Source organism: Aliiruegeria lutimaris (assembly GCF_900099935.1).
Classification (GTDB): Bacteria; Pseudomonadota; Alphaproteobacteria; order Rhodobacterales; family Rhodobacteraceae; genus Tropicimonas; species Tropicimonas lutimaris.
This window is the reverse complement of the sequence record NZ_FNEK01000006.1, coordinates 82,634-96,521: the sequence shown is the minus strand read 5'-3', so window position 1 is coordinate 96,521 and position 13,888 is coordinate 82,634. Positions and strand designations below refer to the sequence as shown.

Sequence of the window (13,888 nt, the reverse complement as noted above, 5' to 3'; positions counted from 1 at the left end):
CTGCGCCGAGCAGAAAAGAGGTGCCTAATGTCCTTCGACGAGATCATCGACCGGTTCGGAACCCATTGCGCGAAATGGGACATGATGGAACCGATCTACGGCGTTCCGGCCAAGGACGGCATCGCCATGTGGGTGGCGGACATGGATTTCCGCCCGCCTGCTTGCGTGCAGAAGGCGGTCGAGGACATGGCCGCGCATGGCGTCTATGGCTATTGGGGCGGCGAGGGCGATTACAAGCAGGCGATCTGCTGGTGGATGCAGGAACGCCATGGCTGGAAGGTCGACCCAGAGTGGATCTTTACCACTCACGGTCTCGTGCACGGCACCGGTATGTGCGTGGACACCTGGACCGCGCCCGGCGATGGCGTCGTGCTGATGACACCCGTCTATCACGCCTTTGCACGGGTGATCCGCGCCGCAGGCCGCGAAGTGGTCGAGTGCCAGATGATCAACGACAATGGCCGTTACGAAATGAATTTCGACGCCTGGGACGCGCAGATGACAGGGCGCGAAAAGCTGATGATCCTGTGCTCGCCCCACAACCCGGGCGGCCGGGTCTGGACCCGCGAGGAGTTGGAAGGGGTCGCCGCTTTCGCCAGACGGCATGACCTGATCCTGGTCTCCGACGAAATCCACCACGACCTCGTCTATCCCGGCGCGACACATATCCCGACTGCCAATATCGATGGCATCGAGGACCGGCTGATCATGATGACCGCCACGACCAAGACCTTCAACATCGCCGGCTCCCATACCGGCAACGTGATCATTCCCAATCCGGAGCTGCGCAAGGCCTTCGGTACGCGCATGTCCGCGCTCGGCCTTTCGCCCAACAGCTTCGGGCTGGCCATGACCACCGCGGCCTACTCGCCGGATGGAGCGGCCTGGGTTGATGAATTGGTCGTTTATCTCGATGGCAACCGAAAGCTGCTGGACGCGGCGGTGGATTCGATTCCCGGCCTCGCCTCGATGAAGATGGAATCGACCTATCTCGCCTGGGTGGATTTCGCGGGCACCGGCATGGAACGGGACGAATTCACCCGGCGTTTGGAAAAGGACGCCCGCATCGCCATCAACCACGGCCCGACCTTCGGCAAGGGCGGCGAGAGCTTTCTGCGCTTCAATTTCGCCACGCCCCGCAGCGTGGTCAACGAAGCGATGGAGCGCCTGACCGCCGCCTTCGCGGATCTTCAGTGACGGGGCTGATCGGCCCTCTGCTCGTCACGGCGGCGCTGCTGGCGCCGCCCTCCATGTTGGGAGTCTCGCTCTGGCACCATTTCGCGCCCTGGGACTTGACCCCACCACGGACCCTGACCGAGGATATTGACCGGATCGTCATCGAGAAGGGCCGCCGCACGATGGTGGCCTACCGCGATGGCGAGATTCAGAAACGCTATCGCATCTCACTCGGCTTCGCGCCGGAGGGCGACAAGCAACAGCAGGGCGACGGCAAGACGCCGGAAGGGATCTACCGGATCGACCGCCGCAACGACGGCAGCCGGTTCCACCTCTCGCTCGGTCTGGACTACCCACGCCCCGAGGACCGCGCCGAAGCCTCCGCGCTCGGCGTGAACCCCGGCGGGGACATCTTCATCCACGGCCAGCCCAACAAGCTGCCCGATTTCATGAAGATCCCCGGCGACTGGACCGAGGGCTGCGTTGCAATAACCAATTCCGAGATCGAGGAATTGTTTCGTCACACGAGGATCGGCACTGAGGTCGAGATTCGCCCCTGAATTGCGAGATTCCAGTCAATGCGTCCTCACTTTGCTTCATGCACGGACTGTTACGCGCTGTTGTCTGGCGCGTAGGGGGCTTTGCCCCCGCGCTCTTCCGAGCGCTCCCCTCAGGATATTTTCCGTCAGAAGAAGTGAGGCGGATCTCCCGGCTTCTTCTGACCGCAAATATCCCCGCCGGAAGCACGATCCGAAGGATCGTTCCGGCGCACGCAGCGCGTCCAATAGTGACAGCAAGGCTTCCCGAGCAGGTCAACTTCAACTGCGGTCGTTATTTAATCGTTCGACAACAATCCTACCGTTTCCGGTCGCTCGCGCACAAAATCCACGGCAGGCGCGCTTCGGCCGGCCGGGTTGGCGGTTTTTACCTCGTAGATTCGCTCGCCATCCGTTTCGGAACTGGTGACGATGAGAGCCTGGCAGAGATGTTTGCCGTGATCGAACTGATCGACCAGTCCGCGCAGGCGCGGTGCGTCCTCGGCGGTCACCGCGAAACCACTTTCCCAGTAGCGCAGGATGGGCATCTCCTGTTCGCCCGCCCGGACCTTCATATAGGTACGCTTGCGGCGTTGCGTCCGGCGCGCGCGCTCCATCTCATCTCGCAGTTCCCGCGGCAGAAATTCGGACATGCGGCTCTCCGTGTCGAACGTGCCAGTATTGGGCAATTCACCGGCTTCGCTGTCAACGGCGACTGGGCGGATCCCGCCCGCGCCCCACAAATTCGCGACATTTCAACAACATGACAGCATGTGCAGAAAACCGCAGGCGCCTCTGCACCGGTCGGCCTTTCGAAACTCGGCAGGATCCCTACCTTCTAGGACGAAAGCAAATGGGGGTAGAAATGGGTCTTCTGATCGACGGAAAATGGCATGACAGCTGGTATGACACCAGCAAAACGGGCGGCGAGTTCATCCGCTCCGAGTCGCGTTTCCGCAACTGGATCACGCCGGATGGCCGGCCCGGACCTAGTGGAACGGGCGGTTTTAGCGCCGAAAGCGACCGCTATCACCTCTATGTGTCGCTGGCCTGCCCCTGGGCGCACCGCACTTTGATCTACCGGCAGATCAAGGGCCTTGCCGAACATGTCTCGGTTTCCGTCGTCCATCCGGACATGCTGTCCGAAGGCTGGAGCTTCGGGCGGGAGTATCCCGGCGCGACGGGCGACAGCCTGTTCGGCCTGCCCTACCTGCGCGACGTCTACACCCGCGATACAGCCGATTTCACCGGCCGCGTCACGGTACCCGTCCTGTGGGACAAGGCCACCGGGCGGATCGTTTCCAACGAAAGCTCGGAAATCATCCGCATGTTCGACAGTGCCTTTGCCGCAATGACCGGCGATAGCGCGCGCTTGCGTCCACCCGCGTTGGTCGATGAAATCGATGCGGTGAACGAACGCCTCTATCCCAACCTGAACAATGGCGTCTACCGCGCCGGGTTCGCCACCCGTCAGGCCGCCTATGACGACGCGGTTGCCGATGTCTTCGAGGTGCTGGACTGGATGGAGGATCGCCTTTCGCGGCAACGTTACCTGGCCGGAGCGCAAATCACGGAGGCCGACTGGCGCGCCTTCACCACCCTGATCCGCTTTGATCCAGTCTATTTCAGCCATTTCAAATGCAGTCGCAACCGGTTGGCCGACATGCCAAACCTGCTCGGTTACACACGGGAACTCTACCAATATCCGGGCGTTGCCGGGACGGTCGATTTCGATCATATCCGCCGCCATTATTTCTACAGCCACGAAACGATCAACCCGTCCCGGATTGTGCCGGTGGCGCCGCTGATGGACTGGTCCGCGCCGCATGGCCGCGAAAGCCTGGAAGCCGATAGCGCGGCCTGATCCGTCTCAGCGGTTGGTCGTGCCGTAATACTCGACCATCGCCGCGAGATCGTCCGGTGGAGTCTCCGACTGCAGGTAGGCGCAGGCATTGGACGCGAGGCTGAAGATCGACCCGTCGGAAAAGAAGCTGGTATTGGTCACGAAGATCACCCGCGCCTCGGGGCGGCGATAGGAAGCGAAATCGGAAACCGCGAATGCACTTCCCTCCTCCAGCACGACATCCAGTATGATGACCTGGAAATCCCGGTCTTGCAGAAACGTGATCGCTTCCGCCTGATCCTTTGCGAGCGAAACTTCGTAGCCCATCCGTTCAATATGACGTTTCCAGAGACGGCCCAGATCGCGGCTGCTCTCGACAATCAAGACTTGCATGTAACCCCCGTGCCGAAACCAATACGGCACCACTGCCCTTCGTTCCTGAGCGCTTATTCTTAACGAATCGTTAATGGACCGTTCGCGGGCGTTAACGGCTTCCCTTCGCGCGAGAAACACAGCAAAAGCAGCGCGACACCGCGAAGGCGGGCGGCTTGATGACGAGGCTTCGGCATGGCAGGCGAGAAAGGCAACGGAACGCGCGGCTCCAAACGGGACCATGGCGGCGGGTTGGACGCGGCCTGCGAAAGGTGGGGCGGCAAGCGTCACGACTGGCTGGACTTGTCGACCGGCATCAACCCGGTCCCCTATCCGCTGCCCGAACTGCCGAGCGACGCGTGGACCGCGCTGCCCGACAGCAACAGCCTCGCGCGGCTCATCGTGGCGGCGCGGGAATGCTGGGAAGTTCCCGCCGGATTGGAGGTGCTGCCGACGCATGGCGCCTCGGCCCCGATCGCCCGGATCCCGTTTCTCCTGACGCGGCAGGCATCGGGCAAAGTACATATACCGGCGCCAACCTATAACGAACACGCCGCCGCCTTTCGCAATGCCGGGTTCGACGTGGTTCCCCGGATCGACGACCGCCCTGTTGATGCCACCGTCCTCGTACATCCCAACAATCCCGATGGCCGCGTGTGGACGGCTGGAGAGTTGCCCGATACCGGGTTTCTGATCGTCGATGAAAGCTTCTGCGATATCCACCCGGAACGGAGCCTGTTGCCGGTGGTGGCCACGCGACCGCGGACGCTCGTGCTGAAGAGTTTTGGCAAGTTCTGGGGGCTGGCCGGCCTACGGCTCGGCTTCGTCATCGGCCCGCCGGAACTGATCGCCCCCTTGCGGGAGATGACCGGCCCGTGGTCCGTCTCAGGCCCGGCGCTGACGATCGGGGCGGCCGCCCTGCAAGACACTGCCTGGGCCGAAGCGACCCGCGCCCGCCTCGACACGGATGCCACACGGCTCGATGCGCTGATGGCGGCTGCGGGCGCGACGCTTGCCGGTGGCACGTCGCTGTTCCGGCTATATCGAACCGATGACGCGACCGCGATGCAGGAACGGCTTGCGCGCGGGCATGTCTGGTCCCGGCGCTTTCCCTATTCCTCCGAATGGATCCGCCTCGGATTGCCCGGAAACGAGTCCGACTGGCAACAGCTTGAGCAGGCGCTGGCATGACCGGCTCCCCGCTCGTCCTCCTGCTCGCGCTGGCACTGGACGCGGTTCTTGGCGAGCCGCAATGGCTCTGGTCGCGCCTGCCACACCCTGCGGTCGTGATGGGCCGAGCGGTGGGTTGGGTGGATCGCAGCTTCAACACAGGCAATCATCGCCGCGTGAAGGGCACCCTCTCGCTCTTGGCGCTTGTGCTTCTCGCCGGGCTGCTTGGCTGGGCGCTTCAGGCATGGATTCCCGGCCAGCTTGCCGACATCATCGTCGTTGCCATCCTCGTTGCGCAGAAATCGCTGGTGCAGCACGTCGCCGCCGTGGCCAACGCGCTGCGCGAGAACCTGGAGGCCGGAAAGCGCGCGGTATCGATGATCGTTGGCCGCGACACGACCGACATGGACGTGCCCGCGGTCTCCCGCGCCGCCATCGAGAGCGCGGCGGAGAACTTCTCGGACGGCATCACCGCCCCGGTCTTCTGGTACCTGCTCGGCGGGTTGCCGGGCATCCTGATCTACAAGGTGACCAATACCGCCGACAGCATGATCGGCCACCGCACGGAACGGCACGAGGCTTTCGGCTGGGCTTCAGCCCGGTTTGACGATGTGTTGAATTACATTCCTTCTCGGCTCACTGGGGCGCTGATCCTGCTGTCGCACGGCCTGTTCTCGGGCTGGGGCAAGGTTGCCCGTGAGGCGCGCCAGCACCGTTCGCCCAATGCCGGCTGGCCCGAGGCCGCCATGGCGCGCTGCCTGAATGTCGCGCTCTCCGGCCCGCGCAGCTATGGCGGCGAGATCCGAGACTTTCCCGTCATCTACCCAGCGGGAGACCGCTCCCCCGGCCCCGAGGCGATCGACCGCTCCGTCACCGCGCTCTGGCGAAGCTGGGCAGGGCTATGCGCGGTCAGCCTTCTGTTTCTCGCGTTCTTCTGAGAGCCGGGAAGGGCCGCACCACGTTGCCCGAAACGCAACTACGCCACGAACGGCGCACCGATTTGGTTGGATAGACCCGGTCCACCTGCCAATTTTTTCCCCTGGGCAAAAATGCGGTGAATGCCGGGTGACGCGACTTCAATCGCAATGCCGGGCCCTTGCCCTCTTGCACCTTTCCAGCCCATCCCTATAACGCAGTCAATTTGCCGAAGCCCGCTGCCCGGAGACTCCTACCATGCCCAAACGCACCGATATATCGTCCATCATGATCATCGGAGCGGGACCGATCGTAATCGGCCAGGCCTGCGAGTTCGATTATTCCGGCGCGCAGGCCTGCAAGGCGCTGCGCGAAGAGGGGTACCGGGTCATCCTGGTCAACTCCAACCCGGCCACGATCATGACCGATCCCGACATGGCCGACGCCACCTACATCGAACCGATCACGCCCGAGATCGTCGCCAAGATCATCGAGAAGGAGCGCCCCGACGCGCTGTTGCCGACGATGGGCGGCCAGACCGGTCTGAACACCTCGCTGGCGCTTGCCGATATGGGCGTTCTGCACAAATACGGTGTCGAACTGATCGGTGCCAACCGCGTTTCCATCGAAATGGCGGAGGACCGCAAGCTCTTCCGCGAGGCGATGGACCGGATCGGGCTGGAGAACCCCAAGGCCGTCATCGCCAACACGATGGAAGAATGCCTCGACGCGCTGGAGCATGTCGGCCTTCCGGCGATCATCCGCCCCGCCTTCACGCTGGGCGGCACCGGTGGCGGCGTCGCCTATAACCGCGACGACTACGAGTATTATTGCAAGACCGGCCTCGACGCGTCGCCGGTAAGCCAGATCCTGATCGACGAGAGCCTGCTGGGCTGGAAGGAATTCGAGATGGAGGTTGTCCGCGACAAGGCGGATAACGCGATCATCGTCTGCGCCATCGAGAACGTGGACCCGATGGGCGTCCACACGGGTGATTCGATCACCGTGGCCCCGGCACTGACGCTGACTGACAAGGAATACCAGATCATGCGCAACGGTTCGATTGCCGTGCTGCGCGAGATCGGCGTCGAAACGGGCGGCTCCAACGTGCAATGGGCGATCAACCCCGAGGATGGCCGCATGGTCGTCATCGAGATGAACCCGCGCGTCTCGCGCTCTTCGGCGCTTGCCTCCAAGGCAACCGGCTTCCCGATTGCCAAGATCGCCGCCAAGCTCGCGGTGGGATACACGCTGGACGAGCTGGACAACGACATCACCAAGGTGACGCCGGCGAGCTTCGAGCCGACCATCGACTATGTCGTCACCAAGATCCCGCGCTTTGCCTTCGAGAAATTCCCCGGCTCCAAGCCGGAGCTGACCACGGCGATGAAATCGGTGGGCGAGGCGATGGCCATCGGCCGCACCATCCACGAATCGCTGCAAAAGGCGCTGGCCTCGATGGAGACCGGCCTGACCGGCTTCGACGAGGCCGAGATTGCCGGCCTGCCCGGCGACGAGAACGTCGTTCTTGCCGATAGCGATGATCCGGTTGTGCCGCAGATCCTCGTTGGCAAGACCCAGACCGACCAGATGTCCATCGACAAGGCCGTGACCCGCGCGCTGGCGCTCAAGACGCCGGACCGGATCCGCGTCATCGCCCACGCCATGCGCTTCGGCTTCTCGGACGAGGAGATCCGGGAGATCACCGATTTCGATCCGTGGTTCCTCGCCCGCATCCGCGAGATTATCGGCGCCGAGGCCCGCATCCGCAAGGATGGCATCCCACTCGACGAAAAGGGCCTGCGCGGCCTCAAGATGATGGGCTTCACCGATGCGCGGCTGGCCAAGCTGACGGGTCGGGACGAGGCCAATATCCGTCGCGCCCGCCAAAATCTCGGCGTCGTGGCGCAGTTCAAGCGGATCGACACCTGCGCGGCCGAGTTCGAGGCCCAGACGCCCTATATGTATTCGACCTATGAAGTCCCCGCGATGGGCGAGGCCGAATGCGAGGCGCGGCCCTCCGACAGGAAAAAGGTCGTCATCCTCGGCGGCGGTCCGAACCGGATCGGCCAGGGGATCGAGTTCGACTATTGCTGCTGTCATGCCTGTTTCGCGCTGACCGATGCCGGCTACGAGACCATCATGATCAACTGCAACCCGGAGACGGTCTCCACCGACTACGACACCTCCGACAGGCTGTATTTCGAACCGCTGACCTTCGAACATGTGATGGAGATCCTGCGGGTCGAACAGGAGAGAGGCACGCTGCACGGCGTGATCGTGCAGTTCGGCGGACAGACACCGCTCAAGCTCGCCAATGACCTCGAAGAGGCCGGCATCCCGATCCTCGGCACCACGCCGGACGCGATCGACCTCGCCGAGGACCGCGAGCGGTTCCAGGCGTTGGTCAACAAGCTCGGTCTTAAGCAACCCCGTAACGGCATCGCCTCCACCGATGCCCAGGCGCTGACGATCGCCAACGAGATTGGCTTCCCGCTGGTCATCCGCCCCTCCTATGTTCTCGGCGGCCGGGCGATGGAGATCGTGCGCGACCATGCCCAACTCGAGCGCTACATCTCCGAGGCAGTGGTCGTCTCCGGCGACAGCCCGGTTCTGCTCGATAGCTACCTCTCCGGCGCGATCGAGATCGACGTCGATGCACTCTGCGATGGCGAAAACGTCCATGTCGCCGGCATCATGCAGCATATCGAGGAAGCGGGCGTCCATTCCGGCGACTCGGCCTGTTCGCTGCCGCCCTACTCGCTCAGCGCCGGCATGATCGCCGAGCTGAAGAAACAAACCGAGGCGCTGGCGTTGGCGCTCAACGTGGTCGGCCTGATGAACGTGCAATACGCGATCAAGGACGGCGTGGTTTACCTCATCGAGGTCAACCCGCGTGCCTCGCGTACCGTGCCCTTCGTGGCCAAGGCCGTCGGATCGCCCATCGCCTCTATCGCCGCCCGGCTCATGGCCGGCGAGAAACTGACCGCTTTCGAGCTCGTCGATCCGCAGATCGACACTTTCGCCGTCAAGGAAGCCGTGCTGCCCTTCGCCCGGTTCCCCGGCGTCGACACACTCCTCGGCCCGGAGATGCGCTCGACCGGCGAGGTCATGGGTTCCGACAAGAATTTCCACCGCGCCTTCCTCAAGGCCCAGATCGGCGCGGGCGCCGACCTGCCCAAGAGCGGGTGTGTCTTCATGTCGATCAAGCCGGATGACAAGTCGCCCCAGTTGCTCGAGACGGCCCAGGCCCTGCACGATCTCGGCTTCGAGATCATCGCCACCCGCGGCACGGCAAAGTTCCTGACGGCGGAGGGCATCCCGGCCAAGATCGTCAACAAGGTCTACGAGGGCCGGCCGAACATTGTCGACGTGATGAAGGACCGCAAGGTGCACCTGGTGATGAACACCACCGAGGGCGCACAGGCCGTCGAGGACTCGCGTTCGATGCGGTCCGTCGCGCTGATGGATCGCATCCCCTACTTCACCACCCTCGCCGCCGCCCATGCCGCGGCGCTGGCCATGAAGGCCCGCGAGGAAGGGGAAATCGGAGTCCGCGCCCTGCAGGATGTCTGATTGGGCAGAACGGTGACACAGCCCGCCAGGCTTGCAGGCTGCTCACAAACATTCAATCTGCGGCATGTTGCGCCGCCTGCATGGCGGCACTATCGGCTAATGTAGTCAAAACCTTTTGATCCGGAGAATCTCATGAGCGAGACCGAAACCCACGCCGCCCCTTCCGAAAATCTTGTGCCCTTCAGCGGCGACCGTGGCTGGAAAGGCCTCCAGCGTAGTGAAGGCGAAGGCGCTTTCTTCGCGATTGTGCTTCTGCTCGTCGTTGTCGCGGTCATTGCCGGGCTGACCATGGGCGTGGCGGGAGTCGGCTTCATCTTCGTGCTGCTGTCCTTCGTGTCGCTGGCCGCACTGGTCCTGATCTCGATCGGACAATAGGGCGACACTCGGCCGGGACCGTTTGCCGCTTGTACGGGGGGGCGCTGTCGCCCTAAATCCAAGCGCAGGAGGGCCCGACCATGGCACGCACCCACACAGATATTCTGATCGCCGGCGGCGGGATCGCCGGCCTGACTGCTGCGCTGGCCTTTGGCCGCGCGGGTTTTCGTACTGTGCTGGTCTCGCCCGAACCGCCCGTGACCGAAGGGAACGCCGACGGCTCGGACCTGCGTTCGACCGCCTTTCTCCAGCCCGCCAAGAACCTGTTCGAGCAGATCGGCCTTTTGGACGATCTGGCTGAAACCGCCACACCGCTGAACATCCTGCGCGTCGTGGACACGGTGAACTGGCCGCCACAGATCCGCGACAGCCGGGAATTCCTGGCCACCGATATGGGCGAGCAGAGCTTCGGCTGGAACCTCATGAACTGGCGGGTGCTGCAGGGGCTGGCCCGGGTGCTGAAAGCACAGGAGAATGTCGACCTGCGTTTCGGCACGTCCTTCGTGTCCATGGTTGCACGGGATAGCGGCGCAATCGTGCGCCTTTCCAATGGCGATTCCGTCGCCGCCAAGCTGGTCATCGCCGCGGATGGGCGCAATTCGGCCGTGCGCGAGGCCGCCGGTATCGGCGTGAAGACCACGCGCTACGGCCAGAAGACGCTGGCCTTCGTCGTCAGCCATCCCAAACCGCATGCCAATGTCTCCACCGAGATCTACAACCAGGGCGGTCCGTTCACATTGGTGCCGCTTCAGGACCTGAACGGCCAACCGGCCTCGGCCGTGGTCTGGATGAACCGGGGCCCCCGGGCCGAGGAGTTGGCGGCGATGGAGAAGACCGCGTTCGAGGCGCGGATGTCTGAGCGAAGCTGCTATATTCTCGGCCCGCTGCACCTGAAATCGGAGCGCCGGCTCTGGCCGATTATCAGCCAGCGGGCGGAACGCCTTTCGGCCGCGCGCGTGGCGATCATGGCCGAGGCCGCCCATGTGATCCCGCCCATCGGCGCGCAGGGGCTGAACACCTCCCTGAATGACCTGATCCTGTTGCGCGATCTCGCCCTCATGGCCGGCCATGACGGGCTTGGGGGCGAGCGGATGCTGAAGGAATACGACCGAAAGCGCAGCGCTGATATTCGCAAGCGCGTTCAGGCCATCGACCTGTTCAACCGGGTCACCCGCTCGCCGCACCCGCAGGTGCAAAACCTGCGCTTAACGGGAATGAAGGCCGCACATGACCTGACGGCGCTGCGTCACGCCATCATGCGGGCCGGTATGGGGCATTGAATTCGAGGCCGGGGGCCAAGCCCCCGGACGCCCGGGATATTTCTCGAAAGAGGATGCCGACTGCAGCAGGTCTACGAGAGGACCTTGTCGAGCGCCTCTTCGAGGCGGACGAGCGTAGACGGTACGTCATAAAGCTTGTCCAACCCGAACAGGCCAAGGCGGAAGGTTCGGAAGTCCTCCGGCTCATCGCATTGCAGCGGCACGCCGGCGGCAATCTGGAAGCCGATCTTGGCGAATTTACTGCCGTTCTGGATATCCGGGTCCTCGGTATAGCTGACGACTACCCCCGGGGCGCCGAAGCCCTCGGCCGCAACCGACTTCACACCACGATCAGCGAGCAACTTGCGGGTACCGTCTCCGAGCGCCCATTGCGCTTCCCGGAGCCGCTCGAAGCCGTAGTCCCGGGTTTCCAGCATCGTGTCGCGGAAGCTGCGCAGCGCGTCGGTGGGCATGGTGGCGTGATAGGCATGGCCGCCATTTTCATAGGCCACCATGATCGCCCGCCATTTCGCGAGATCGAGCGCGAAGCTGGAGCTGCTGGTCTCGGCCAGGCGCGCCGTCGCGCGCTCGTTCATCATGACAAGTCCGGCACAGGGGCTGGAAGACCAGCCTTTTTGCGGAGCCGAGATCAGCACATCGACGCCGGTTTTCTTCATGTCGACCCAGGCAGCGCCGGAGGCGATGCAGTCGAGCACCATCAGTGCACCGACCTCGTGCGCGGCGCTGGCCACCTGCGCGATATAGTCGTCCGGCAGGATCAGGCCCGCCGCCGTTTCGACATGGGGAGCAAAGACGACATCGGGTCGAGCTTCGCGAATCGCGGAAACTGCCTCCTCCACGGGAACCGGGGCAAACGGCGCGCGGGGGGCATTGCCGGACGGCCGCGCCTTGAGCACGGTCGTCTTCGCAGTGAAACCGCCCGCATCGAAGATCTGCGACCACCGGAAGGAGAAGAAACCGTTACGAATGACCAGGGCATGCGCATCGGTGCCGAATTGCCGCGCCACGGCTTCCATGCCGCAGGTTCCGCCGCCGGGGACGATGGCGACGGCATCGGCGTTGTAGACCTCCTTGAGCATGTCGTTGATGTCGAGCATCACCTTCTGGAAGGTTTTCGACATGTGGTTCAGGGACCGGTCGGTGAAGACGACCGAGAATTCGAGCAGGCCATCGGGATCGACGGTATCGAGCAGTGCCATTGAGGATCCTCCGTTTTCTCCGGTGCTAACGCGAGAGACGCAGGAGGAAAAGGCACATAAGGGTTTGACCGCGAATCTTGGCCGAAATGGCTAGATCACTCCCGCGATCCGCGCCTTTTTCCAGGCAAAATATGCATCATACCCTCTTCGGTTGGTTTTCGCGCGAGCTTCGGCCCCCATGCGTTGATACCGTTCCAGGGAAACATCGCTCAGAAAAGACAGTTTCAGAAGAAGGTAGAATTGAGTGCATGCGCGCGCGAGGCTGGCCGAGGGCAATTGGTCTTCCAGAATGCCGTCACAGGCTCGGTAGTTCCGGTACAAGGCGGTTCGGTAGGTTTCCAGCGCTTCCACATCCTTCCAGTTCGGTTGCTCCGGAACCTCTGCCAAAGCAGCGGTGGCCATGGAAAGAACTGTGGATGCGCAAATTAAAAATCGACGAATAGCTTTTCTCATGTCGTGATCTCCAAATGGTGAGACCACTTAGGTATACCATAGTCGACACTCTTCTCCCAAACAGTTTACCTAAGGTAAGATTTTTGGAAAAGTGTATCTTCAGAAATGAGTTACGGATTCATGGGAAAGGTTTTGCCAATAGGCATCGGAGATCTCATTCGTTGCCGGCGTGGTCTTGACGGCATCTCGTTGGCTGCCGCGCACGGACGCTCCAGACACCTTCAGGCAGCGTCCTGCACGGCTTCGTCGGAGCGCAACCAACTCATGATGGACCGGTTTCGTCCAGGCTGCTTGGCGCGGTAGAGCGCCTCGTCCGCCTCCATGATGGCGCGGTTGACCTCATCCGTCCTGTCCTTGAGCGCCCCCCCCAATGGAGACCGTAACCTGAAGTTTCAGATCATCGTGGCGCAAAACCTCCGCTTCCACTACGCGCCGGATGCGTTCCGCGACATCGAGACCATTCTCCTTGCCCACGCCGAACAGGAACACGATGAATTCCTCGCCGCCGAACCTGCAGACGATATCCTTGCTTCGGCAGTTCCTTTGCAAGATCTGGGCGACCTGGCGGATCACGGCATCGCCGGCGATATGGCCATAGGTGTCATTGACCGTCTTGAAATGATCGATATCGACCATCAGCGACAGGCCATAGGCATCGGGAGCCTCGGCCATCCGTTTGAAAAAGAAATCCCGCGTGGCGACATCCGTCAGCTTGTCCCGTTCAAGAAGGTTCCTGAGTTCCTGAGTAAGCTGGTAGCTCCGAAAATTCTGCTGCCATGCGAAAACGGAAAAAAACACGCTCAACAGCGTCGCCAGCGCGAGGGCCGGCGGCACGTCGGTGTACCACTCGGAGCGCGGCGCAAGCATCATGATCAGCGGCGTTACCGAAGCATCGACAGTCAACGTAACCGCAATTGTATAGAGCCAGACGCCTCGCTTGGTCTTGACCATCCTCAGTCCTCGCCCCCCGATTTGATGGACGGTACGGGCTGT

At 62.6% G+C, this 13,888-nt stretch carries 13 protein-coding genes; 8 read left to right on the top strand and 5 right to left on the bottom strand.

Features of this window, described 5'->3' with window-relative positions:
- Positions 1 to 27 precede the first annotated feature (27 nt).
- Together BLR85_RS04760 and BLR85_RS04755 are read left to right on the top strand one after the other, a co-directional pair.
- On the top strand, positions 28 to 1,197 hold the full coding sequence (locus tag BLR85_RS04760; protein WP_093150582.1) for a MalY/PatB family protein: 1,170 nt from the start codon (positions 28 to 30) through the stop codon (positions 1,195 to 1,197).
- Positions 1,194 to 1,736, top strand: coding sequence for a L,D-transpeptidase family protein (locus tag BLR85_RS04755; protein WP_244520604.1), 543 nt, complete (start codon positions 1,194 to 1,196; stop codon positions 1,734 to 1,736). The genes BLR85_RS04760 and BLR85_RS04755 overlap by 4 nt, the downstream gene beginning before the upstream one ends.
- Positions 1,737 to 2,011: 275 nt before the next feature.
- Here BLR85_RS04755 and BLR85_RS04750 read toward each other — a convergent pair whose 3' ends face one another.
- The gene (locus tag BLR85_RS04750) at positions 2,012 to 2,365 is read right to left on the bottom strand and encodes a hypothetical protein (protein ID WP_093150579.1); all 354 of its coding nucleotides are present in this window, start codon (positions 2,363 to 2,365) and stop codon (positions 2,012 to 2,014) included.
- A 212-nt stretch (positions 2,366 to 2,577) separates the two neighbouring features.
- Here BLR85_RS04750 and BLR85_RS04745 point away from each other — a divergent pair, with 212 nt between their 5' ends.
- Positions 2,578 to 3,576 (top strand): glutathione S-transferase family protein, encoded by a 999-nt coding sequence (locus BLR85_RS04745; RefSeq protein WP_093150575.1) that lies wholly within the window; start codon positions 2,578 to 2,580, stop codon positions 3,574 to 3,576.
- A gap of 6 nt (positions 3,577 to 3,582) precedes the next feature.
- On the opposite strand, the gene BLR85_RS04740 is transcribed toward BLR85_RS04745, so the two are convergent.
- Positions 3,583 to 3,948, bottom strand: a complete 366-nt coding sequence (locus BLR85_RS04740) for a response regulator transcription factor (protein ID WP_093150571.1) — start codon at positions 3,946 to 3,948, stop codon at positions 3,583 to 3,585.
- Positions 3,949 to 4,122: 174 nt separating this feature from the next.
- On the opposite strand from BLR85_RS04740, the gene cobD reads away from it, so the two are divergent.
- The 5 genes from cobD to BLR85_RS04715 all read left to right on the top strand — a co-directional run bounded on the left by cobD (position 4,123) and on the right by BLR85_RS04715 (position 11,243).
- On the top strand, positions 4,123 to 5,118 hold the full coding sequence (gene cobD / locus BLR85_RS04735; protein ID WP_093150567.1) for a threonine-phosphate decarboxylase CobD: 996 nt from the start codon (positions 4,123 to 4,125) through the stop codon (positions 5,116 to 5,118).
- Complete coding sequence (gene cbiB, locus BLR85_RS04730) at positions 5,115 to 6,035, top strand: adenosylcobinamide-phosphate synthase CbiB (protein ID WP_093150562.1); 921 nt, start codon at positions 5,115 to 5,117, stop codon at positions 6,033 to 6,035. The genes cobD and cbiB overlap by 4 nt, the downstream gene beginning before the upstream one ends.
- A gap of 235 nt (positions 6,036 to 6,270) precedes the next feature.
- On the top strand, positions 6,271 to 9,588 hold the full coding sequence (gene carB / locus BLR85_RS04725) for a carbamoyl-phosphate synthase large subunit (RefSeq protein WP_093150558.1): 3,318 nt from the start codon (positions 6,271 to 6,273) through the stop codon (positions 9,586 to 9,588).
- A gap of 132 nt (positions 9,589 to 9,720) precedes the next feature.
- Positions 9,721 to 9,963 carry a hypothetical protein gene (locus tag BLR85_RS04720; RefSeq protein WP_093150554.1) on the top strand — a complete coding sequence of 81 codons (243 nt, stop codon included), beginning with the start codon at positions 9,721 to 9,723 and terminating at the stop codon, positions 9,961 to 9,963.
- A gap of 80 nt (positions 9,964 to 10,043) precedes the next feature.
- Positions 10,044 to 11,243 (top strand): FAD-dependent monooxygenase, encoded by a 1,200-nt coding sequence (locus tag BLR85_RS04715; protein WP_093150551.1) that lies wholly within the window; start codon positions 10,044 to 10,046, stop codon positions 11,241 to 11,243.
- Between the two features lie 71 nt (positions 11,244 to 11,314).
- Here the strand turns inward: BLR85_RS04715 and BLR85_RS04710 are convergent, their stop codons facing one another.
- The 3 genes from BLR85_RS04710 to BLR85_RS04700 form a co-directional block, all read right to left on the bottom strand.
- On the bottom strand, positions 11,315 to 12,442 hold the full coding sequence (locus BLR85_RS04710; protein WP_093150546.1) for an aminotransferase class V-fold PLP-dependent enzyme: 1,128 nt from the start codon (positions 12,440 to 12,442) through the stop codon (positions 11,315 to 11,317).
- A 90-nt stretch (positions 12,443 to 12,532) separates the two neighbouring features.
- Positions 12,533 to 12,895, bottom strand: a complete 363-nt coding sequence (locus BLR85_RS04705) for a hypothetical protein (protein ID WP_139188304.1) — start codon at positions 12,893 to 12,895, stop codon at positions 12,533 to 12,535.
- Between the two features lie 339 nt (positions 12,896 to 13,234).
- A complete protein-coding gene (locus BLR85_RS04700) occupies positions 13,235 to 13,846 on the bottom strand; it encodes a GGDEF domain-containing protein (protein ID WP_093150536.1) in 612 nt (203 codons plus the stop codon).
- Positions 13,847 to 13,888: the final 42 nt, after the last annotated feature.